Raw genomic sequence first — 23,428 nt, 5'->3', positions numbered from 1 at the left:
GAAAACGAAGTAACCGATAAAATATGCGCTGGTTCTGGAATTCTGGCTAAATTACTAACTAAATGCTCTTGCTAAAACGAATAGACTCCATTCCTCCAAACAAAACCTCCAGTAAAGAAGAAAGAATATTCCTCTTGGAAGCGGCGGAAGCTATACCACGGCCTAAAAAACAGACAAACCAAGAGTAATATCTGGTAATAATCAACAATACATTCAATTGAACTAGATAATAATTACTATGACAATCTAGGATATTAATAGCGAGTTAACGTTAGTATTCGCAAATTAGTGTTTTAAATATTACTAAAAAACAACTAAGCACTCCTAACAGGGAAGTGTTTATTGGTCTCAATAATGACAGTGTCATCTAAATCACATAGCAACCTGATCAAGAAATAGGTTTTCGGTGACCTATGTAATATGCAGTGAATTCTCAAGGTAGCTAAAACACTGTTTGAGTGTAAAAGTTATAAGTTTATAACCAAACTTTGACGACTAATAAAAGAACGCCATACTCTAATTTAAAGACACAATCCGCCCAGTAACTCACATTCCTGATCGCATAAATTTCTTCACAGGTAATTCAGGAATATCTTCAGTCACTGTGGCTTATGCTCCTTTAAATCTCAGGAATCATCGAGACTAAGCCTCATTTACTTCACCAACACTCCCCAGACATCCAGTCAAAGAGTCGCCAAGCAAAACCTGTCCATCATGCTCTATAAATAACGCTTTAGCTTTGCTACCCTTGCGTCAGAAACGTAATTATAGGCTGGAAAACGAGTATTCTCAGACAGGCGCGCTTTATGCACGATCAAACCTCTCATTCACCTGACTTTGACGAACTAGACAGAATTGCCCCCGACAAGGCTGGGCGGCGAAACCTCCTGTTCGCTTTGATTGGGAACATCAATTACAGCTGGTCCAACAATGAGAGCACGTTCATCTACATCCTGCAGCATCTCATGCAGACCGACGAACTCACCGCAACTCTTGTCTTCGGCACTCTCAACACAACGAGGGCAAGGCTGGAACTGATAGAACGCCTGGCAGACGCAAAGCTAAAAGATGTTGCCCTCAAAAAGAAGCTGCGCCGCATTCTTCGCATCTTCAACGAAAGTACCCGGCTAAGAAATGAATTTAGCCACGCAACTTTCAAACAGAACCAGCAAGGCGAAATCACCCACACCCATTCCATGCGCATTCAACGCAAGAATGGACAGATCCAGCTCGGGGAAATCAAGGCAGTCGACGACGCGCGCATCACCCAAATGGGAAATGCAATCGAGAAGCTTGTGAAACTCAATCGTGAGATCTGGGCATTTCTACCCGAGTTGCAGCAAGCAATGACACATACAACAGAAACTGAGGAAGGTCAGAGATCGTCCCACCTCCAACCTTCCTAATTTAATCTTTATGAAGAACTGCGCTTCCCGGCTGTAAGGCCAACCAGTCGGAAATATGCCCAATAAGGGACAAACCGTAGCAGTTTCAAAGCCGTAACAAGCGGGAAAGGAAACGCAATCTCAAAGCTCTTACGGTCAAGGCCTTTCTTGATCCGTTTGGCAGCCCCTTCTGCACTCACGATAAAGGGCATAGGCAACTTGCTACTTTCAGTCATCGCGGTCTTCACAAACCCGGGATTGATGACTGAAAGAGAGAGGTTCGCCCGATCAAAACTCGGTTTCAACGCCTCACAAAGATTGATGAGCGCAGCTTTTGTAGGGCCATAACTTGCAGCGTAAGGCAGCCCTCCATACCCACTAAGCGAGGAAATGATGGCAACGTGCCCGGAGCCGCGTTCTTTCAGCAATGGGAACAAGTTATGTATGGTCCGCACAGCACCAAAATAGTTTGTATCCATCGCACTGACGCAGACTTCCTCGGTCAATGTAGAAAGTCCACCAATGTGAAAAACACCGGCGCAATAAAGCGTCAAATCAGGCAGGCTGGCATTTTCATCAAAATCGTGGGCGGCTTGAGCTATCTGCTCATTATCCGTTACATCAAGCGGTAAACTCGTCACTGATGTGTATGTTTCTTTCAGTGCTTCAAGTCGATCAACCCGGCGGCCACTCGCAACAACCTGCCAGCCATCATCTGCGTAAAGCTTGCAGAGCTCTTCACCAATCCCTGAAGTTGCCCCAATAATCCAGACAGTCTTTTTTCGAGATGTCATTCGCACTCCCCCCAAAGCAACATTAGAATTCCCGTGGGAGGAGCAAAGCATAGGTCTGGCTATTGCTGCAACAACTTCTGCGTGCTCACAGCACACCAGCTCTCGCTTTTGTTTATACTCGCCTCACAACTGGCAAGGCTATCAGCCTCAGAAACAAGCAACTGACCTTTCTCAATCCTGTTGAGATAAACGAAACGCTCCGGCTTATCGCCTTCATCATCAGCACCCGGATGTTCAAACTCAGAGATATGAGCAGAGCTTTGATGGCAACCCGCATAATGGATCTTAAAGCGCGGCTCCGCCAAAATTTCCTTCAACGCGACAATGCCTTGCTGACATTCCCCAACACTATCTTTTTCAACGTAGGAAGCACCCACCTCACCATTCGGCCCCGCTGAACTCAGCAAAAACATGAGAAGCACGGTTTTCATGTGATGATATCCTTTTAAAAACAGCCCCACCGCAATTACGGCAGGGCTCTGAGAACTAGAAGACGACACTCGCAGAAATTTTAAACGCCCGGCCCGGTGCAGTGAGTTCTTCGACTGACGGTTTATAGTCTTGGTCAAAGATGTTCTCGACAGCTGCATGCACTTTTAACCTGTGCTTTTCATCGAAATCGTAGGAAAAGCCACCTGCCAGGTTAAGCGTGGCAAAACCGTCCGCTTCATCGATACCACTGCTATCCTTCTGCCGATGCTCGCTGGAGAAGCGACTGTAAAGATCCGCATAGGCTTCAACTCCGTTATCAAAGGCCCAGGACTTCATCACGCCTAGACGGCCAGATACCAACGGCGTGTCGGTATCAAAGGTGTTGGTTGCTCCGGAACTAAACTGGCGCCGCATCAAAGTGATATTGGCATATGGTGTGACCGCCAACTCAGCAAACTGATAGGAAGCAGCAAGTTCAAGACCCCAAGTCTTAGCCGCATCAATATTCACGTAAATATCTGAGTTTGCAGTGCACTTTGAACCATGAACTGCTGCATCACAATCAACCGATGTGATGTAGTCCTTCGCACCGGTATAAAACGCGCTCGCATCAACAATCAAATTTCCCCTGTCGAAACGCGCACCAATCTCTGCGGTCATTGACGTCTCTGGATCAAGGTCAGCGTTACCATAGATTTTTCCAGCAGGAGAGAATACTGAGCCCAACGTGCTTTGGAGGAGTGTCGGATATACATATCCCTGAGACACATGCGCTCTTAGCGCAAAATTCTCAAAGCCCGTATAGTTTAGACCCAAAGCACCCACAAATGCCTGATCGCTCTCATCCCGATCACCTGCAGTGCCTTTATTCTCACTCGCAACGAAGTAATAACGGCCACCAGCAGTTAGCGTAAGATCATCATTCAGATCCCACTCATTCTGAAGGAACGCAGACAAAGTCGTAAGTTTGGCCTCATCTCGCTCTATGATATTGACTGGAATGACAGGTCCGGGAACGCTGATAGTATTCGTACCAGTACTGAAGCTATCTTTATCCAACTGATCCTGGACAGCCTGAAAGCCGATTGAGGTCAATACGTTATCAAACAGGGTCAGATCAACCTGCCCATTCAAGCCGAATGTAAGCAGTTTGCTCTCAGTCTCATTCTCGCGCTTCATAACTGGCGCTCCAAGACGGGGAGGAGCCAGCTCATAGTCTACCAGAGCCACACGGTCAATCTGCTGGACGTATCCATCCAAATGGACCTTAGCAATGCTCTCACTTACATCGGTAAAGTCATAGAATATGCCAATTTTAGAACGGTCGCGCTTTGGCAAGTCCATATCAAACTGACGCATCACGAGCCCGATATCAGCAGGATCAGTGTAAACCTCACTTTCCTGCTCAAATCGTTCAGCCTTGATACTAAATTTATGTTGGTCACCAGTGTAGCCAACATAGGCCGTTACACTCTGGTTTTCAAAAGCACTACCTTCCAGCGTGCCATTTGCTGTTTCGCGATCACCATGTTTGGATTTGCTAGCAGAAAACCGATAGTCCCACTGATCAATAGTCCCAGCAGCTGAGCTGAACCCCGTAATACCATCAGTAGAGGAATCGAAGGCCGTTCCGATCTCTACCTGCACGGCACGATCGGCACCCTTCTTAGTGATAATATTTACAACGCCGCCGATAGCTTTCGAGCCATGCAGGACCGAGCCCGGGCCCTTCACCACTTCTATACGCTCGATATCAGACGGAGAAATCAGAAATACAGCACCATAAGAAGTATGATCAGAGATCTCTTGCCCATCTACGAGCACAACATTTCGCGAAGATTCTTCACCACGAATGCTGATCCGCTTCATACCTGCAACGTTGCTATCGATAATATTGATACCAGGAACATCACGCAGAACTTCAGTTACACTATCTGCAACAGCCCGCTCAATCTGCTCACTCTCCATCACAGCGACGGAGCGGGTTACTTCATCCAGGCTTTGCTCACTACGCGAAGCTGTGACGACAATTGGCCCGAGCTCTTGTGGCTCTGTTTGCTCCTGAGAATATGCACCGGACTGCAGTGCGAGATAGCAGATTCCGGTCATCAAGCCGGAGACAAAACCCTTGGACATCCCTACAACCTTTAATATGAGTTAATTACTCATATTATTGGATTGAGATATCTATCAATGTAAAAACCGCCACTCAAGTAAAATACATGAATATAATACTCATATTTGTGTCATTTTAAACACATCTCATGTTGCTTCTCCTTGCTTCATTTGATCTGGATCAAACAATCACACAGACAAGAGCTTCTGGCAGATGACAATCAGCAGCTTCGTCAACGGCTGATTCGACTCACTTACTTTGGTAGGAGTAAAGAAAAACCCACCTTCGAGAACTCTCAAAGGTGGGTTACTACTCTAGCGCCCTATGCAACTAGCCTAAGCGATGCTTAGTCATAAACAGCAGAGACGTTCTCTTTGTAAGCTTCCAGCGCGTTGGCTGGCAGGCTGTGGGCGATGCCTTGGTGGCAATCAATACAGGTCTTGCCTTCCTTGAATGCATCAGAGTGAGCGGCAGAGGCACGACCTTCCTGAAGAACGAAGTCCATGGAGTTGAACTCATGACAGTTACGACACTCGCGGCTGTCAGTTTTCTTCATTGCAGTCCAAACATTAGTCGCCAGTTGAAGACGTTTCTCCTCAAACTTCTCCGGACTATCAATGGTGCCCAGAGCCTTATGATATAGCTCTCTGGAAGCTTGTACTTTGCGAACCACCTTGTGCACCCACTCTTTCGGCACATGGCAATCCGGGCAAGTTGCCCGTACGCCAGATGCATTCGCATAGTGGGCCGTCTCGGTATACTCCGCATAAACATTTGCTTCCATCTCATGGCAGCCGATGCAGAATTCTTCGGTATTCGTCATCTCCATGGACCAGTTGAAACTACCCCAAAAAACCACACCGACAACAACACCAATCAGCAACAGAGCGCCTGCAGAAATTGTCGTTGCAGGATGTCTCAAAAACCGCCAGATCCGTTTGAACAAGCCAGATCCCTGATCTTTACTGGGAATTGCGCCTTGATTGCTCATATTAATTTCCTCCAGTCAGAAGTGCCATCTAGCGTTCGCTTGACGGAGTAAATTCATTCTCCACCAGCGGATCAGCATCGACTTGAGGAACATGGCATTGCGTACAGAACCAGCGTGTACCTGCAACCCGGTCCAGCTGACGTCCTTCACGGTCTGCATAATGTGTCATGGATAAGGTTGGCGCTTTTTTCTCCCCTGCATTAGCCCAATCATGGCACGTCAGACACTGGTTGACTTTCAGGTCGACCTGATAAGCCTCAGTCTTGTGTGGCACCAATGGTGGTTGCTGACGGAACTCACGGTTCACCCGAGTGTTTTGCGGGCGAGCAATCGGCTCGACGAAGACAGGTTCATCAACCTGTACACCCCGCAATGACTTTACCCCCTCTGCATGTGCGCTCAAGGCAGCAAAGCCGGTAAGGTGCAAAACCGCCATAATGGTGATAGCCTTCCAAGGCACTCCCGTTTTCATTTGTGACCTCCCATAGCTTTGGTCGTGACCGGATCGCGGGGGCCCGGTTCGATTGAAGTAGGTTGAATAAGTTGAGTATCGAAACGATGGGTGAAACTGAAAACATCCAGATCGCATACGTCGATACAGCGACCACAAGACGTACAGTCTCGATTTACAATCAGCGGGGTATCATCCCCTTTGCCTCGCAAAGCCGGAGAGATTACGTGGATCTCGGGGCAAACTTCGAAGCAGTCCATACAGTCATCACAGGCATCCCGATTTTTCGCAGAAACCCGCAGCAAACTCTTGGTGTTGAGCAGCCCGTAGACAGCCCCCATAGGACAAAGGTGCCCACACCAACCATGCCGGGAGACAAAGGTGTCGAATAAAAACACCATCAACACCGCAGCCCAGGCAAACCCCATGCCGAACACCAATCCGCGGTGCAGCAAGGTCACGGGATTGACCAGCTCATAAGCAAGAGAGCCAGATCCGGCAGCAACCAGCAGTGTCATGGCCAGCACCCAATATCGGGTGTGCTTTTTCGGTTGCCATCCTTTTTTCAGATCAAGCTTGCGGTGCAACCAGTTGGCGCTATCAGTCACCACGTTCATGGGACAAACCCATGAGCAATACAGCCGGCCGCCAAATACGGCGTAAAAGCCAACCACAATGGCAACACCAATCAAACCTGTCAGTTCAGGCCAATGTCCTGTCACCATCGTCTGCAGCAGCAGGAACGGATCTGTCAGCGGAAGGATATCCAGCGTCATGCTGGAGGTCAGTGTTCCTTTGACAATCCAAAGGCCTGCCCACGGCCCTGCGAGGAACAGAGCCAGAATGAGCAATTGCGAACTCCGTCTGAGCAACAGAAATCTGTTGCGCAGCACCCAGCTTCTCTTCTTCTCTTTTGGTACATGAGCGTCTAATGCATGAGTGGTCATGGCCGCCCCTTCCCTGGCTGGAACACGGGCTCAAACCCACCAGCATCCGGCACACGATCAGGCAGATCAATCACACCGGGAACCAACGCATTTCCTGCTTTGGCTTTTTCCTCCCAACCAAGCCGGTAGTGCTCAGCACTCTCAGCTCTGGCAATGCGGCGAGGAAGAACCTTGATTGCAGCTTCCGGCAACACACACGACTGCTCGCATTTGCCGCAACCCGTGCAGACGTCTGCATAGACTGTTGGCGAAAAGACTGCGTGACTACCGGTCCGCGTGTTTGGTGTCATTTCGAGTGTGATCGCTTCATCAATCAGCGGGCAAACCCGATAACAAACCTCACAACGCAAACCGAGGAAGTTAAGGCAGTTCTCCTGGTCAATCAGAACAGCCACACCCATATCAGCATCGTCGATATCGGTGAGAGAATGATCCAGTGCCCCTGTCGGACAGGCAGCAACACAAGGAATATCCTCACACATTTCACAAGGCACATCGCGGGCTGTAAAGTATGGCGTTCCTGTTGCCGGGCCAGTTTCACCAAGCTCGGCGAGTTTCAGCGTGTCATATGGGCAATCGCGAACACACAGTCCGCATCGCACACACGCACTCAAAAACTCTTCTTCAGAGAGAGCTCCGGGCGGTCTGATGGCGTCGGCAGGAAAAGCCTTAGCCTGCGCCTGATAGACCGTCAGAAACGTCGCAGCAACAGCACAGCCACACGCTGTGCGGGCCGCGTCGCCAAGAAACTGGCGACGCTTTGCACTGCTGAGGCCTGTCTTTTTGAGATCAGACATGGTTCTTATCCATTGCTGCTCAGAGGGTTGCTCTAAGCGCTTTCCACCTTACAAGCGCACTTTTTGTAGTCGGTTTCTTTCGAAATCGGACAAGTGGCATCGAGTGTAAGCTTGTTGGTCAACTGGTTTGCATCGAAGAAAGGCATGTAAACCAAACCTTTTGGAACCTTGTTCCGGCCCCTGGTTTCCAGGCGTGTCAGCACTTCACCACGACGAGTGGAGATAGTGACTTCCTGCCCTCTACGAAGACCACGCTCCCGTGCATCTTGCGGATGCATGAACAGAACAGCAGACGGGAATGCCCGGTGAAGTTCTGGAACACGCTGCGTCATGGAACCTGTATGCCAGTGTTCCAGCACACGACCGGTGCAGAGCCAGAGGTCATACTCGTTGTCTGGCACTTCTGCTGGCGGCTCATAAGGTGCAAAAATGATGTTCGCCTTGCCATCAGGCTTACCGTAGAATTTAACGCCCTCACCTTTTTTAACGTAAGGATCATAACCTTCACGGAAGCGATAGAGTGTTTCCTTACCATCAACCACTGGCCAGCGGAGACCGCGCGCTTTGTGGTAGACGTCAAAGTCAGCCAAGTCGTGCGCATGGCCACGCCCAAATTCGGCGTATTCTTCAAACAACCCTTTTTGAACGTAGAAGCCGAAGTCTTCGGACTCATGGTTATTGAAGCCTTCTTTGACTTCAGAGACCGGGAACTTATCGACAACACCATTGGCATAAAGCACTTCAAAGAGTGTCTTGCCGCGCAACTCAGGCATTTTGGCAAGCAGTTCTTCAGGCCAGACTTCTTCTGTCTTGAAGTACTTAGAGAACTCCATAACCTGCCAGACATCTGACATGGCTTCACCCGGAGCTTTCACCTGCTGACGCCAGAACTGGGTACGGCGCTCTGCGTTACCATAGGCCCCTTCTTTTTCCACCCACATAGCTGTTGGCAGAATAAGATCAGCAGCCATTGCTGTAACGGTTGGATATGGATCAGAGACAACAATGAAGTTCTCAGGATTACGATATCCCGGCCAGCCTTCCTCGTTCATATTAGGAGCTGCTTGCAGGTTATTCGTGCACTGAACCCAATAGGCATTCAGCTTGCCATCTTTAAGCATGCGATGATGCAGAACTGCATGGTACCCAGGCTTGGCAGGAATTGTTCCTTCAGGAATTTTCCAGGCAGTCTCACAGATTTCACGGTGCTTAGGATTTTTGACCACCATGTCTGCAGGCAGACGGTGCGCAAATGTTCCGACCTCACGGGCAGTACCACATGCAGATGGCTGACCCGTCAGAGAAAATGGACCATTGCCAGGCTCAGAGATCTTACCAGTCAGGAGATGAATGTTGTAGCAAAGGCTGTTCACCCAGCTGCCGCGTGAGTGCTGATTAAAGCCCATTGTCCAGAGAGACATAACCTTCCGGTTAGGATCAGCATAGATCTTCGCCAGCTTCAGAAGCTTTTCAGCCGGAACGCCAGACATTTCTTCTGTATACTCAAGCGTATACTTGGAAACGAGCTGCTTATACTCTTCAAAGTCAATTTTGGAGATCTTACCAGAACCAGCATTTTCGGCAGCCTGCTCGCGCGGATCATTAGGGCGCAAACCATAACCAATATCTGTCGCGGTTTTGGTGATGTTGACGTGCTTATTGACGAAGTCCCAGTTCACCGCATCATTTTCGATGATGTAGTTAGCAATGAAGTTGAGGATCACCAGATCGCTCTGTGGCGTGAACACCATGCCGTTGTCAGCAAGTTCAAAGCAACGGTGCTCAAAAGTGGAGAGCACATGAACTTCACAGCCCGGTTTGGTCAGACGGGTATCTGTAATACGGGACCAAAGGATTGGGTGCATCTCAGCCATGTTCGAGCCCCAAAGCACGAATGCATCGGCAAGCTCCATGTCATCATAACAACCCATTGGCTCATCAATACCAAAAGTACGAATGAAAGCAGCCACAGCTGACGCCATGCAATGACGGGCATTCGGGTCAATGTTGTTGGAGCGCAGACCTGCCTTCATAAACTTGGAAGCAGCGTAACCTTCCCAAATGGTCCACTGACCAGAACCAAACATACCAACGGCAGTTGGGCCTTTTTCCTTCAATGCGTCCTTGAACTTTTCGGACATGACAGTGAAAGCTTCATCCCAGGAGACAGGCTCAAACTCGCCATGCTTGTCGTAAACACCAGCGGTCTTGCGGAGCAGCGGTGTTGTCAGGCGATCCTTGCCGTACATGATCTTGGAAAGGAAATAGCCTTTGATACAGTTCAAGCCGCGGTTCACTGGTGCATCTGGATCACCTTGAGTGGCGACAACACGGTCGTCTTTAACACCCACAAGGAGAGAGCAGCCTGTTCCGCAAAAGCGGCAAACAGCCTTGTCCCAGCGTATATCGGAGGCTTTTCCCTGAGCCTCGGCAGACTTTGGTAAAGCGATGCCAGCCGCAGAAGCAGTTGCTGCAACCGCTGCTGACTTTATAATATCTCTGCGAGATGCCGTGATTGACATGTTTTGCCTCCCGTTAGGCCGCCTTCAAGTCAGGGTCGGTGTTTGGTTCGAATTGATGATAGGTAAGACCAGCGGATACAACGCCCGGCGTCCGGTGAATTTCCAGCACCTGCTGATCAGCGAAGGACTCTTCCGTATCCTCTGCAGTCACAACAAGCTGGCTCGTATCCTCTTTGGTGATATGAACTTCCACGCCCGGCAGGGCGGACAATGCTTCAGAAACCTCTTGGGTTTTTCCCGCTAAGCAACTAACGAGAACGCCGCAAATGTTCATAGAACCTCCTCTTGGAGTTTAATTTCGCGCATTTCGATGGATCCATTGGGACAGGCAACAAGGCAGGCACCGCACCCGGTACAGGCTTCACCGTCCAAATCAGGAATTTGCTGGCCGCCTAGGCCAAGATGAAATCGGATTGCCCTCATCTCACAAAAGTCCGCGCAGGCCCGGCACGCGATCTTTTGATAAGAAAGGCAGTTAGAGCCGATCGTTGCTTTCATCGCCCAGGGAGCGTCTTCGGTCTTAACGAGCGCTCCTTCTTTGCAAACGTCAACGCACGCTTCGCAGAAGGTGCAGGGTCCCACCCCAAAATCGACAACAGCCAATCGACTCCGCTCAGAAATTCGAAGGATCTTTTCAGGACACGCCGAAACACAATCACCGCAACCGGTGCATACATCGGAAAATTCAACTTTACCAATACTGTAAGGCGGACACGGCTTATCCTCCGCATACTTGGACATACCAAGAAAATGCCGCCTTCCCATCTGCGTTTGCATGATAGAATCAACTTCTCAACTGAACTGAGAAAAATATATCAACGAGATTACTTTTGTATTTTGATTGCAATCAAATTGAATGCTTCAGAAATACTAGTACGAATAACTCAAGATTTAAATTTAACTTGAGTTTACATCTCACGTTTCCGTGATAATTTAGCTTTCGTCCACATTTCAAATTACTTCAAACTAAACTAATTTAGTGATTTCTGAAGTAACATCAGTGCGTTCATCAAAGCTCCCCAAAATCCGGACCTGAAACCGACTATTTTAAAGCTGAAATTTTGTACTGCTTTTGTGGAGGCTGATGCACTTTGTAAAACTATTACGCGCACTCAAAAACACAAAGATTACAGTGGATTTCCGCGTACTTTTTCTTGGTCGTGTGCTGATGTTTTTTGCAAGTGATTTGCACTCTCGAAAACGAGCTATTTTTCTGAAAAAACAACGTCTTTAGGCTTAAAAATCAACGGACATTTCGAAGCCAACAACCCATGCATCAGAGATATTTGTCTGGCCATTTGGGTTCACCACATACTGCCCATCGACCGTCGTATAGAACCATTCCGTAAACTGAAAACGATGGTTCACCTCAAACACAAGTTCATAGGTCTGGCCTGGCAGGTCATCACTGAAGAAACCAAGATAAAATGCACCCGCTGTGATGTCGTTATCCCGGCTATCAAGCAGTCCTTTGTAGTAGGCACCACCACTCACTCCATAAGGCAAACTGTTGATGCTTTGTTGTGGTGCAAGCGTAAAAAGCCCCCAGAGATTAAGGCCTTGATCCGGTTGCTCTTCATAGACCATCTGGTTCGCTATGAAATAGAGCCCCCAGTTGCCCTCTTCCGTCGCGTTTGCATCGGTGAAAGGCGTGTAATCACTGGTGTCATAATAACCGCCAAGCATATACCGGCCTGGCAAGTAAGCACTGGTCTTCTCCTGCCCAACCAGAACCCCTCCTTCTGCAATTACCAACACGCCGTCTTCGGGATTGAACTTGAAGTTAAATCCTTGATCTTCGTTGTCCTGCGCATTCAAGTCCGCGTTGTATGCACCGACAGAAAGGTAGAGAAAGTCCTCCGGTTTCACTGTTCCCCGAACACCCCACTGGCTGAAAGGCGGAGTCGTAAATGAAGGCAAGTTTTCAAGGAGTTGGGCCGGGTTTCCATTGACAGCGCTGTTGACATAAAGCGGGAAAGCCTCACTGAACGCAAAGTCCGCCCCCGCAGAAAGTCGGCCTATCGCAATCTCCACCCGATCATTCGCCAGCATCTGCAAAATGTTCATCTGTGAGATACCGAAAACATCGCCTATAAAGATCTGCGCCACATCAAAAACGTTATTGATGTCTTCACCAGACAAATCTCGCCCAAGCCCCTGATATAAACCAAGACTGAAACTGGTTCCGCTCAAGCCCATCAGTTTTTCAAAGTCAAAGTTGATATTGGCCCCGAGCGCTCCGGCATAAGCAGCACTTTGCCGTTCTCCTCCAACCGGATTTGCCATGATATCGTGGGTGTAGTTCAACTCCGGATCGATACCCATATTGTTGAGCTTCGTCCGATACCCGCCCCAGTCTCCGGTCGCCGTCTCCCAATCACCCCAATTCAACGGCCAACGAGAGTCTTGCGCCTGCGCCACGCCGTTGAAAAGCACGTAAAAACAAAGAGATGCGAGCAGCAGGCAACGCCGCTTCATCAAACGTGCCAGTGATGTTAGGGCAACAGACGCTCGCAACTGTTGTTTCTCCTGTCAGGAAACACCAAATCAGATGGAACGCAGCACAACTCCAGCGGGACAACGCTATGCTGGCACATTAATTTTTGCTTCTGAATTGATAAAACTATCAATCAGAACAATCAGATGGCCACAGCGCACAAAAAAAGCGCGATCTTTGTAGATCGCGCTCGACTTCCGATGCTTGCAAAACAGATAGTTAGTCCAGCAAACCATCCGATTTATCCATGAGGTAACGGATATGTTTTGCAAAGGGATACGCAAACGGATAGCCCAAAACAACACCGCCAGCCATCGCAAGATAAGGTGACATCACTGGCCATCCAACCCATGAGAAAATCAGCGACAAAAAGAAGAGGTTGATACCGACCGCTCCAATACCCAGTGGGTAAAGATAGAGTGCCAACCTTCTTACACTGATGCGATTGCTGAGGTCTTCTTCACTCATCTGCCTTTTACAACCCGGTGCACGATATAAAGTGAGACAACAAGCATAACAGTAGCAAGACCAAACCACAGCTCAGCAGTCGCACTTTGCGGCTGAGGCACAGGACGTTGGTATCCGGAAACTGCAGCCATCGCGGACAAAGGCAGCAGACCTGCCATAAAGCCCATAACCATATAGAAAAGCTTCATAATCTAATACTCCCTTGTCAGGCTTCTATAAATATCCGGTAGCGCACGTGTCAGACGTTCCGGATTTGGAAAGAGCGTATAGCCACCTTTGCCAAAGATACGGGCAAACCAATCCTGCCCATCCTCATCAACAATCACACCATGAACGGCCATACCCAGTTTGCGCGCTTCACGAACAGCCATATGGCTGTCTTCAATTCCGTGAATGCCTTCATAGTGATCAAGATCGTTCGGCTTTCCATCTGTTAGTACAATCAAAAGCTTCCGCTGTGTTTGCTGCAATGCAAGCTGTGCGGTGGTATGCCGGATCGCCGCTCCCAAACGGGTGTAGTAACAAGGCTTGAGCCCGCCAATCTTTGCGATCACCTCATCCGTCATCGGCTCATTGAAGTCTTTGGCTTTGTTCATGAAAACCCGATCGCGTTTCAATGAAGAAAAGCCCCAGACCCCCAGATGATCGCCACTTGCATCAACTCCGCCAGACAAAGCAGCAAGCGCGGCCCCCGCAATCTCGATAACACTGGAATCACCAACAGCACTCTCAGTAGAACGGGATGTATCAAGTAACATAGCAACGGATAGGTCCCGCTCAACCGCACGTGAATCCTGGAAAATCCGATCGGATGCGTAACCTGAAGCCTTCAGATCAACCTGAGCCGTCACCAAAGCATCCAGATCCAGCTCGCTGCCTTCAGCCTGGCGCATCTGCATGATCCGCTTTGGACGCAATGCTTCAAACTGGCGCTTCACCTGTCGAATACGGCGCTTATGGTAAGGATCCGTCAGCAGCACGCTCTCATAATCAGGCTCGGCATCCTTCTCCAGAACACGGCAATGATCTTCTAAAAACTTACGTTGGCGGTGATCCCACTCAGGATATGTGAATTTGTCGGAAAGGCGTTCGTGGTCTGCATCTTCTGGAGACAAATCCAGATGCAGCCGCAACCGTGTCGCTGCTTTCCGCTGATTTTTCGAAAGGCTGATATAATCCTGATCATCAGCAGCTTTCTGCGCATTTTCCTCTTCGTCGTCATCGGTACTGCGATTGAGGTTCATGCTTTCTACCCAGGAGAGGATCGCCTCAAACCGGTGTAGAATAAAACTGTCTTTACGATCCGCCTGCTCCCGCTTTTCGCGTTTAGCTTTGCGTTTCGTTGTTGCACTTGATCCTTGCGGAGTTGGCGGAGCCTGCTCATCCGAGCGCTCTTCACCGCGCTCACCGTTGACCAGCTCGCTGGAAACCCAGATCGGCACAGGCGCAAAGGTGCAATATGCGTGCGGAGCTGTAAGCTTCCAGCGCTCATCAACACATTCCATCGCCTTGCGAATTGTTGCACTTGTGCTGGTGACAGCCCGCGGCCCGCCAAGCAACTCCAGAACAATTGCTTCAACTGCAGCTTCCCACTCAGGAAGGCTTGGACGCTTACGGGTTTGCAGAAGAAACTCGCAGGACTGACGGAAGAAATCATGGAGACCAACGCACTTGCCCCAAACACGTTCAATCGCCTGTTTGGCCAAAGCCAATGCCTGAACATCCGCCTGCAACGGATCCTCTGGTTTTGCCTGCACATCGCAGTTCGCTGCAAATGCAGCAAGCCAGATGTAATGGGCCCGGTTCATTTCGGCCTCTGGAAAAACGCCAAGAACCGGAGGAAGTCTCAAACGCTCGCCGTCGAACTCTGGCAGAAAGATTGTTTCTGCAGCATTGCCGAGCTTACGCTTTACGGGCATGCGGTAGGTTGAAGCCGTCGCCGGAGCTTGACTGATCTCGACTTTAGCTTCACCACCTAACCCGCGAAACACCACTTGCACGGAGGTGCGAAGCTTAGCCAGCTCGACCTCCATATCCTCATGGTGCACTGGAGCACCCAGGCTTGAAGCATAATCATGCCACAGATTACCTACGGCTTCTTCAGGCTCTAAAAACTCCAGTATTTGCTCTTTCATCAGGCTCACCCGTAAACAACTGCGATCAAATCACGAAGCGCAACCTGAACATCAGGCTCATCACTCAGTGGCTCAACAACAGAGTATTGCAGTGCTTTCTCGACTGGCATACCATCAGCAATCAGGGATGCAGCATAAATCAGCAAGCGAGTGGAAACACCCTCTTCCAGATCCAGGCTGGAAAGACCACGGATATGGCCGGCAAGACGAACCAAGGATTTGGAACGCTCAACATCCAGTCCGCTTTCTTTAGCAACGACCTGTATCTCGGTTTCCGCATCAGGAAAATCGAAGGTCGTGGAGAGGAAGCGCTGCCGTGTGGAAGGCTTCATCTGCTTCAAAACGTTCTGATAGCCGGGGTTGTAGCTGGCAACGAGCATAAAGTTCGGTGGAGCTTGCAGCTCTTCGCCAGTTCTCTCAATGATGAGACGACGACGGTTATCGGTCAACGGGTGCAAAACAACCGCAACGTCTTTCCGTGCTTCGATGACTTCATCAAGATAGCAGATCGCACCTTCGCGAACAGCGCGGGTCAGCGGGCCATCAACCCACTCAGTCACGCCGCCTTTAAGCAGGTAACGACCAATAAGGTCTGCTGCGGAAAGATCATCGTGGCAAGCCACGGTGTAGATCGGGCGACCCAGCTTTGCGGCCATGTGTTCCACAAAACGGGTTTTGCCGCAGCCCGTCGGCCCCTTCAAAAGAAGGGGCAGACCTTTGTTAAAAGCCGTTTCAAATAATGCACATTCATCGGCGATAGGCTGATAATAGGGCACATCAAAAACGTGGTTCTGTACAGTCATTAACGACCACCTTCCAGAACAGCTTGGGCTTCAGGAGTACTACCGGTCGTTGGTTTGGAACCAGAGTTCGCTGTGAACAATTCCTTGCGCGGTACGAGCAGGGAGTAGATGAACAGCAGAGCACCAATCACAACAGCCGCACCAGCACCGAAGCGCATGATGTAGAACACTGTCAGCTGGTCCTGTACAGACATGAAGTCTTCACCAACAACACGCTGCATGTGTGTCTGGATGGTTCCAGCAAATGTCAGCACGAAGGTCATGAAGGACATACCACCAGTCATGAGCCAGAAGCTGCCCATGTTGAGAACCTGGTTGTATGGGTTACGACCTTTAAGCAATGGCATTGCGTAAGTGAAGATCGCAAGGTTCAGAGCAACGTATGCGCCGAAGAAGGCAAGGTGACCGTGCGCTGCAGTGATCTGTGTACCATGTGAGTAGAAGTTCACACCGTGCAGAGTATGCAGGAAGCCCCATACGCCAGCGCCGAAGAACGCGACAGTTGCAGAACCGAGAGACCACAGCAGAGCTGCTTTGTTTGGATGGTTCTTACGACCTTTCCAGACCATGACGAAGGAGAAGGTCATCATCAGGAAGAATGGTATGACTTCCAGAGTAGAGAAGACGGAACCAATCCACTGCCAGTAGCCAGGCAAGCCGATCCAGTAATAGTGGTGTCCTGTACCAAGAATACCGGAGAACAGAGCAGTTGCTACAATGATGTAGAGCCACTTCTCGATCACTTCGCGGTCAACACCGGTGAGTTTCAGCATCAGGAAGCCAAGGATGGAAGCCATCACAAGTTCCCAGGTACCTTCTACCCAAAGGTGAACAACGTACCACCAGTACATTTTATCAAGGCTCAGGTTGTCTGGGTTGTAGAATGCAAACAGCCACAGCAGGGAAAGAGCCCAAAGGCCAATCACCAGAATGTTTGTGATCGCAGTCTTACGACCTTTCAACACGGTCATTGAGATGTTGAAGAGGAAGATCAACGCAGCAACAAGAATGCCGACTTTAACCCAGAGCGGCTGCTCAAGGAATTCACGGCCTTCATGGATACCCATGATGTAACTGACAACAGCACCCAGTGTACCAACCACAAGAATGATCAGCTGAATGTAAGCGAGCTTAACGGAGTGGATCTCACGTTCGCTCTCTTCCGGGATGATGAAGTAAGCCGCACCAAAGAAGCCGAGCAGAAGCCAGACGATCAGTGCGTTGGTGTGCAACATGCGAACGATGTTGAACGGCAGCAACTCCGAAAGGAAGTTAGGTGCAACATAAATCCAGCCAGCGAGCAAACCGCCCAGAACCTGGATTGCGAATAGGCCAAGCGCAGCTACGAAGTAGGCATACGCGACTTTTTGAGAACTGTATTTCATAATACCACCCCTTAACCAGCGTCGTTCGGTGGCCAGTCTTGCGTGTTGGTCTTGTCAGCCCAACGCAAGAATTCAGAGAGGCCGCGGACTTCTTCTTTGGTCAGATCGAAGAAAGGCATCTGGCGACGACCTTCGATGCGGCTCGGCTGAGCTTCCATCCAGGAGCCAAGGGTCTCAGCTGCATCATCCGGATCATCCAGCACGCCCCAACGTGTCATCACATTGCCGACTTCAGGAGCAAAGTAAGCGCCTTCCCCGTGCAACGTATGGCAGTTGATGCAAGCATGCTTTTCCCAAACGTGCTTTCCGAGGACAACCTCGTCAGTGAGATCAGCTTTTGAAGTCGATTCATTGACGACGTAAAGGTGGCTGTCGATTGAGAGCACGGCAAATATGCCTATGAAGAATAAGGATCCCCCATAAAAAATATTTCGTGCCCGCGATTTTGTAAGGAATTCTGACATCTACGGAATCCTATCGTGGTTACGGTCCCGAAGATGATAAAATTGACGCCACTGGGGAAGTTTGTGCTAGAACAACCTATTCGGTAATTACCGGATATAGGAGAAAAACACATTTAAAAACAATAGGATATAAAATCGAGAATACTGGTATTTATGCCTAGTAACACTCAGGCAATCGCTCAACGGTACTCAAGAGTCAGCCATTGGGTCCAAATCAGCCAGAGTCTTCAGCTTATTCATCTCCGTCACGATGACCTTTTTACGCCCGCTATTCACAATTCCTTGTTTTTCCCAAGCGCTTAGCAAACGGCTCACAGTGTACAAAGTTGTACCTGTCATCTCAGAGATATTCTGGCGTGTGAGAGGAAAATCAATTTCCATTCCCTCATCGGTGATGCGGCTGCTTTGGATTGCAAGCCTCAGCAAAGCACGTGCAACACGCTGCTCGACCTGCTGAGTTGCCAGTTCCAGAATGTGGTTGTTCGCTTCAGAGATACGCTCTCCGACGGTTTTGTAGGTTTCCGTCGCAAATCCATCGTACTTTTCGACAAACGTCTTCCAGAGACTTGTCGGCCAGAACAGCACAAGGCAGTCATCAATCGCCACAGCACTGGCTGGATAAGTCGTCCTGCCAATTGCGGAGGCAATGCCCATAAGCTCGCCACTGACGATGTGACGCGCAATCACCTGATCTCCGGAAGCCGTGGTGCGAATAACGCGCACATGACCGTCCAACAGCAGGAAGAACCGCTCAGCTGGCTCATGCTCTTCGAAAATAGCCTGACCCGCGCTGAAACGCTTTGGCGTTGCTGCGTCCAAAATCTCTCTGATATCAACGCGTTCCAGCTTTCGGAACGGAGGAATATGGGAAATAAGATTTTCGTCAAGACTTCTCAAAGAAGACACCGTAGATCAATTAGAAAACACCCAAGCCAATCTGCGAGTGTTTTAGCGTATGTACTCGTAGGATTAAGCCGGTTGTTTATAGCAGAAAACATTAAGAAATTCACAGTGAACTCATTGGTGTAGGCCATTTTCTGCACATGAGTTCCAACTATCATATGTGCGCTACGTTTTTTCCGCTGTGAGCCCCTGGTTTTGAAGGTTTTTCAACGTGTAATTCTCTCAAGAACAAGAACAATGGCAAGCCTAACGACACACCAACGGTGAACACAGCAAGAATCGGAAGCCAAAGACGCTTCATTCCAAGTCGTTGCCCTTCGGCAAAGATAAAGCCTATCAAAACCACCGCTGCAACCACCACATCAAGCCAGGCAAAAGCCGATATCTCGCCAGCAAATGCTTCTGCAAGAAGTTGCGGCAGGTTCAACCCGTTCTCAAGCAACCATGGCATAAACGCCCCGTACGGCAGCAGAAATCCCAAAATACAAAGAAGGCCATAAAAATACTTCATCTCTGGCTCCGCAACCAACAATCATCAAATCAACAAAGCGATCCTATTGAAGTTCTCCCTCCAGAACAACAAAAGCCCCACCACAAGGGCGGGGCTTTCAGTAGTCATCAAATGCTTCACAGATCAGCTGTCGCCGAAGAACTCCGCATCATACCCCATAGAGGCTTTGAGCAGTTCCTGCGTGTAAGCTGTCTCCGGTGTAGAGCTTCGCATCGCTTCCACATCCATCACCTCAACAACCTCACCATGCTGCATCACGGCAATCTCATCACACATATGCGCAACCACAGCCAGATCGTGCGTCACCATCACATAGGTAAGGTTATGCTCCTTCCGCAGATCAGCAAACAGGTTCAGAATTTCAGCCTGCACAGATACATCCAACGCTGAAGTTGGCTCATCCAACAAAAGAATCTCCGGCTCCAACATCAACGCGCGTGCAACAGCCACACGCTGACGTTGACCACCGGAAAGCTGATGCGGATACCGAAAGCGGAAATCTGCCCCAAGCCCTACGTCATCCAGAGCCCGAAGCACACGACCATCAATATCATCAAACCCATGTAATTTAAGAGGTTCTGACAAAACTCGGTCAACGGTATGGCGGGGATGCAAGGACGCATAAGGGTCCTGAAAAACCATCTGAATCTTGCGGGCAAAAACCTTGTCACGCTTATGCGAAACAGGGGCGCCGTCAATATCGATCTCACCATCCCAGCTCTCAACCAGTCCACACACAGCACGCAGTACAGTTGACTTACCTGAGCCAGATTCACCGACAATACCAAAACTACCGCCTTGCTGAACCTTGACGCTCACGTTTTTGACAGCCTGAAAGCGGTCCGGTCCCTCACCGAAATAGACGTTGAGGTCTTTGATCTCGAGGCGGGCGTCTTTTGTTGCTTCCGCAACCCATGGCTTACGTTCCATCACAGCACTATCAGACTCGGGCATCGACACTGACCTCCTGTTTCCAGCTGTCCTGACGTTGCAGTGCTTCAAGGCGTCCCTTGGGCTCCTCAATGCGAGGCAGCGCATTCAGCAACCCACGTGTATAAGGATGTGTCGCATTGTGCAGCTCACTGGCCTTACAGGTCTCTACAATACGTCCTGCGTACATAATGATAATTCGGTCACAGAAGGACGAGACAAGATTCAGATCGTGACTGATGAAGATCAGCCCCATTCCGCGCTCCTGCACCAACTTGTCCATGATCGCCAGCACCTTCATCTGCACAGTCACATCCAGAGCAGAGGTCGGTTCATCAGCAATCAGCAGCTTTGGATCAGTGATCAGCATCATCGCGATCATCACACGCTGCCCCATACCGCCTGAAAGCTCATGCGGATAAGAATTGAACACACGCTCAGGGTTGCGGATCTGAACAGCCTCCAACATCTCCAGAGCGCCCTGACGAGCCTCACGGCGAGAAGATTTGGTGTGCAGGCGCAGAGCCTCACAGATCTGTTTGCCAACCGTGTGAACAGGGTTCAGCGAAAACTTCGGATCCTGCATCACCATGGAGATCTGGTGCCCGCGGATTTTCCGCATCTGCCGTTCCGAATAGTCCAGCAGATTCTCACCATTGAACTTAATCGACTTGGCTTCCATCTGGCCAGGAGACCGGATCAGACGCAAAATACTCCGCCCGGTCATAGATTTGCCGGAGCCACTTTCGCCCACAATGCCAACGCGCTCACGCCCAACAGAGAACGAAATGCCACGAACTGCATCAACGGTACCGCTGCGTGTTGGGAAACGAACCCAAAGGTCCTCAACGCTTAAAAGCGTATCACTCATGGTTCTCTCCCCTAGCTCTGGCTCTTTTTCGGATCAAGAATATCGCGCAAACCATCACCCAACAGGTTGAAGCCCAAAGACACGATAAAGATCGCCATACCCGGCATGGCAGCAACCCACCAGTGGTCCAGAATGAACTTGCGACCAGCAGAGATCATTGCGCCCCACTCAGGCTCTGGAGGCTGAGCACCAAGACCAAGGAAACCAAGGCCGGCAGCTGTCAGAATAATCCCCGCCATATCAAGCGTCACACGCACAATGATGGAAGACAGACACAACGGCCATACATGCCCGATGATGATATGCATGACACCAGCCCCCTGCAAACGCACAGCGCTGATGTAATCCGCATTGCGAATGGTCAGAGTTTCGGCGCGAGCAATACGCGCATACGGAGGCCATGCCGTCAGACTGATCGCGATAATCGCACTCTCGATACCCGCCCCAAGCGCAGCAACGAAGGCAAGCGCCAAAATAAGCTTTGGAAACGCCAGGAAGATATCAACCAGACGCATAAGTGCCTGATCGACCCAACCGCCCAGATACCCGGCAACAGTTCCAATCAGCAAGCCGAACACTGGTGCTGTGAACGCTACAATGCCTACAATCAGAAGCGTAATACGAGAACCGTAAACGAGGCGGCTCCAGATGTCGCGGCCAAGCTCATCAGTTCCAAGCAGGTGACCATCCACCCCTGGTGCGGTCAAACGTTTGGCAAGGTCTTGTGCATTTGGCTCTGTTGTTGCCAGCAGTGGCGCAAAAATCGCCATCAGAACCAGGCTCAGAATAATCAGGAACCCGAGAAACGCGAGTTTGTTTTCATAGAGTTTCATCCACCCCATATAAAACTGCACAGCGCGCGCATGTCCGCGGGATGTAGGTGCATCAGAGGAGAGCCATGCTTTCAAGCCAGCTCTGTCAGGCACGTTAGATTTTACAGGTGCTGTTGTCATCGTGCCCTCGGATCAACCACTTTGTACATGAAGTCGGAGAAGAGATTGAGGCCCACAAAGATAGCACCAACCACAACTGTTCCACCCAGCACCGCATTCATATCGGCAGAAAGCAGAGCATTGGTGATGTAGTTGCCCAAACCCGGCCATGAGAAGATGATCTCAGTCAGCACCGACCCTTCCAGCAGGTTCGCATAGGAAAGCGCGATCACCGTAATAAGCGGGATCATCACATTGGGCAGCGCATGACGCCAGATCACAGCAGTCTCGGAAACACCCTTCACGCGCGCGGTGGTGATGTACTCCTGAGAGAACTGTTCCAGCATGAACGAGCGGGTCATACGGGAAATGTAAGCAATAGAATAATAGCCAAGAATACTTGCAGGCAGAATGATGTGGCTCACCGCATTCCAGAAGATCTCGATCTCTCCTGCAATCAGGCTATCGATGAGGATCATGCCTGAAACAACAGGAACAATATCTTCGTAATAGATATCGATACGACCTGGGCCACTAACCCAGCCAAGAATACCGTAGAAAATCAAGAGGCCCATCAAGCCAAACCAGAAGATCGGCATGGAGTAGCCAAACAGGCCAACAAGGCGGATCAGCTGGTCCGGCCAACGGCCTTCATTCACTGCGGCCAAAACCCCCATCGGCACACCAATGCCAACGCCAGCGATCGTCGCAAGAGTTGCAAGTTCCAATGTAGCTGGGAAAACGCGGGCAATGTCCTCAACAACGGGCCGCGCTGTCAGCGTCGACATCCCGAAGTCACCCATCGCCACTTGTTTCAAGAACAGCATAAACTGCACGTAAAGCGGCTGATCAAGACCCATGGCCTTGTACGCAGCTTCATAAATTTCCTGAGAGGCACGCTCACCAACAACCGCGAGAACCGGGTCAACTGGCATAACACGCGCAATAATGAAGGTGACGAAAAGAAGCCCCACCATAGTGATGGCAATGGAGAAAAGGCCAGCGATTAAACCTTTTAAAATCTTGTAGAGCGGCGAGGTAAACCCTCGCCGCGCCACAGTCGCTGTAGAGTCAGCGATGCTCATTTGTAATTA

General features: G+C 49.9%; 23 protein-coding genes. 1 reads left to right on the top strand and 22 read right to left on the bottom strand.

Annotation, left to right across the window (positions count from 1 at the left end; all coding sequences use genetic code 11):
- The first annotated feature begins 806 nt into the window (after window positions 1-806).
- The gene (locus tag PsW74_RS04380; RefSeq protein WP_057461276.1) at window positions 807-1,406 is read left to right on the top strand and encodes a hypothetical protein; all 600 of its coding nucleotides are present in this window, start codon (window positions 807-809) and stop codon (window positions 1,404-1,406) included.
- A gap of 8 nt (window positions 1,407-1,414) precedes the next feature.
- Here the strand turns inward: PsW74_RS04380 and PsW74_RS04375 are convergent, their stop codons facing one another.
- The 22 genes from PsW74_RS04375 to PsW74_RS04265 all read right to left on the bottom strand — a co-directional run bounded on the left by PsW74_RS04375 (window position 1,415) and on the right by PsW74_RS04265 (window position 23,419).
- Complete coding sequence (locus tag PsW74_RS04375) at window positions 1,415-2,179, bottom strand: SDR family NAD(P)-dependent oxidoreductase (RefSeq protein WP_063290097.1); 765 nt, start codon at window positions 2,177-2,179, stop codon at window positions 1,415-1,417.
- A 59-nt stretch (window positions 2,180-2,238) separates the two neighbouring features.
- On the bottom strand, window positions 2,239-2,610 hold the full coding sequence (locus PsW74_RS04370) for a hypothetical protein (RefSeq protein ID WP_063290098.1): 372 nt from the start codon (window positions 2,608-2,610) through the stop codon (window positions 2,239-2,241).
- Window positions 2,611-2,665: 55 nt separating this feature from the next.
- Entirely contained in the window at window positions 2,666-4,747 is a 2,082-nt protein-coding gene (locus tag PsW74_RS04365; protein WP_063290099.1) for a TonB-dependent receptor, read from the bottom strand.
- Window positions 4,748-5,073: 326 nt separating this feature from the next.
- Window positions 5,074-5,718: a NapC/NirT family cytochrome c gene (locus PsW74_RS04360; RefSeq protein WP_063290100.1), complete on the bottom strand. Its 645-nt coding sequence runs from the start codon at window positions 5,716-5,718 to the stop codon at window positions 5,074-5,076.
- A gap of 28 nt (window positions 5,719-5,746) precedes the next feature.
- The gene (locus PsW74_RS04355) at window positions 5,747-6,190 is read right to left on the bottom strand and encodes a nitrate reductase cytochrome c-type subunit (RefSeq protein ID WP_208980620.1); all 444 of its coding nucleotides are present in this window, start codon (window positions 6,188-6,190) and stop codon (window positions 5,747-5,749) included.
- Entirely contained in the window at window positions 6,187-7,116 is a 930-nt protein-coding gene (gene napH / locus PsW74_RS04350) for a quinol dehydrogenase ferredoxin subunit NapH (RefSeq protein ID WP_057461272.1), read from the bottom strand. The genes PsW74_RS04355 and napH overlap by 4 nt, the downstream gene beginning before the upstream one ends.
- A complete protein-coding gene (napG, locus tag PsW74_RS04345) occupies window positions 7,113-7,913 on the bottom strand; it encodes a ferredoxin-type protein NapG (protein ID WP_057461271.1) in 801 nt (266 codons plus the stop codon). Before napG ends, napH begins: the two co-directional genes overlap by 4 nt.
- 32 nt (window positions 7,914-7,945) lie before the next feature.
- Window positions 7,946-10,435, bottom strand: a complete 2,490-nt coding sequence (gene napA, locus PsW74_RS04340) for a nitrate reductase catalytic subunit NapA (protein ID WP_063290101.1) — start codon at window positions 10,433-10,435, stop codon at window positions 7,946-7,948.
- Window positions 10,436-10,448: 13 nt separating this feature from the next.
- The gene (locus PsW74_RS04335) at window positions 10,449-10,709 is read right to left on the bottom strand and encodes a chaperone NapD (RefSeq protein WP_063290102.1); all 261 of its coding nucleotides are present in this window, start codon (window positions 10,707-10,709) and stop codon (window positions 10,449-10,451) included.
- Between the two features lie 962 nt (window positions 10,710-11,671).
- The gene (locus PsW74_RS04325) at window positions 11,672-12,952 is read right to left on the bottom strand and encodes a carbohydrate porin (protein ID WP_208987831.1); all 1,281 of its coding nucleotides are present in this window, start codon (window positions 12,950-12,952) and stop codon (window positions 11,672-11,674) included.
- A gap of 199 nt (window positions 12,953-13,151) precedes the next feature.
- Window positions 13,152-13,400 carry a hypothetical protein gene (locus tag PsW74_RS04320; RefSeq protein WP_057461267.1) on the bottom strand — a complete coding sequence of 83 codons (249 nt, stop codon included), beginning with the start codon at window positions 13,398-13,400 and terminating at the stop codon, window positions 13,152-13,154.
- Complete coding sequence (locus PsW74_RS04315) at window positions 13,397-13,588, bottom strand: hypothetical protein (RefSeq protein ID WP_063290104.1); 192 nt, start codon at window positions 13,586-13,588, stop codon at window positions 13,397-13,399. Before PsW74_RS04315 ends, PsW74_RS04320 begins: the two co-directional genes overlap by 4 nt.
- Window positions 13,589-13,591: 3 nt before the next feature.
- Entirely contained in the window at window positions 13,592-15,535 is a 1,944-nt protein-coding gene (locus PsW74_RS04310; RefSeq protein WP_193775992.1) for a VWA domain-containing protein, read from the bottom strand.
- A 5-nt stretch (window positions 15,536-15,540) separates the two neighbouring features.
- Entirely contained in the window at window positions 15,541-16,338 is a 798-nt protein-coding gene (locus PsW74_RS04305; RefSeq protein WP_063290105.1) for a CbbQ/NirQ/NorQ/GpvN family protein, read from the bottom strand.
- On the bottom strand, window positions 16,338-17,723 hold the full coding sequence (locus PsW74_RS04300; RefSeq protein WP_057461264.1) for a cbb3-type cytochrome c oxidase subunit I: 1,386 nt from the start codon (window positions 17,721-17,723) through the stop codon (window positions 16,338-16,340). The genes PsW74_RS04305 and PsW74_RS04300 overlap by 1 nt, the downstream gene beginning before the upstream one ends.
- Window positions 17,724-17,734: 11 nt before the next feature.
- Complete coding sequence (locus PsW74_RS04295; protein WP_057461263.1) at window positions 17,735-18,187, bottom strand: cytochrome c; 453 nt, start codon at window positions 18,185-18,187, stop codon at window positions 17,735-17,737.
- Between the two features lie 189 nt (window positions 18,188-18,376).
- Window positions 18,377-19,093: a Crp/Fnr family transcriptional regulator gene (locus PsW74_RS04290; RefSeq protein ID WP_057461262.1), complete on the bottom strand. Its 717-nt coding sequence runs from the start codon at window positions 19,091-19,093 to the stop codon at window positions 18,377-18,379.
- Window positions 19,094-19,244: 151 nt separating this feature from the next.
- Window positions 19,245-19,601: a DUF2834 domain-containing protein gene (locus PsW74_RS04285; protein ID WP_063290171.1), complete on the bottom strand. Its 357-nt coding sequence runs from the start codon at window positions 19,599-19,601 to the stop codon at window positions 19,245-19,247.
- A 123-nt stretch (window positions 19,602-19,724) separates the two neighbouring features.
- Complete coding sequence (locus PsW74_RS04280) at window positions 19,725-20,555, bottom strand: ABC transporter ATP-binding protein (protein ID WP_063290106.1); 831 nt, start codon at window positions 20,553-20,555, stop codon at window positions 19,725-19,727.
- Entirely contained in the window at window positions 20,542-21,402 is an 861-nt protein-coding gene (locus tag PsW74_RS04275) for an ABC transporter ATP-binding protein (RefSeq protein WP_063290107.1), read from the bottom strand. The genes PsW74_RS04280 and PsW74_RS04275 overlap by 14 nt, the downstream gene beginning before the upstream one ends.
- Before the next feature lie 11 nt (window positions 21,403-21,413).
- A complete protein-coding gene (locus PsW74_RS04270) occupies window positions 21,414-22,355 on the bottom strand; it encodes an ABC transporter permease (RefSeq protein WP_057461258.1) in 942 nt (313 codons plus the stop codon).
- Entirely contained in the window at window positions 22,352-23,419 is a 1,068-nt protein-coding gene (locus PsW74_RS04265) for an ABC transporter permease (protein WP_063290108.1), read from the bottom strand. The genes PsW74_RS04270 and PsW74_RS04265 overlap by 4 nt, the downstream gene beginning before the upstream one ends.
- Window positions 23,420-23,428: the final 9 nt, after the last annotated feature.

The organism is Pseudovibrio sp. W74 (assembly GCF_001623085.1).
Taxonomy (GTDB): domain Bacteria; phylum Pseudomonadota; class Alphaproteobacteria; order Rhizobiales; family Stappiaceae; genus Pseudovibrio.
The sequence above is the reverse complement of the archived record's forward strand: the minus strand, read 5'-3'. Positions and strand labels throughout refer to the sequence as shown.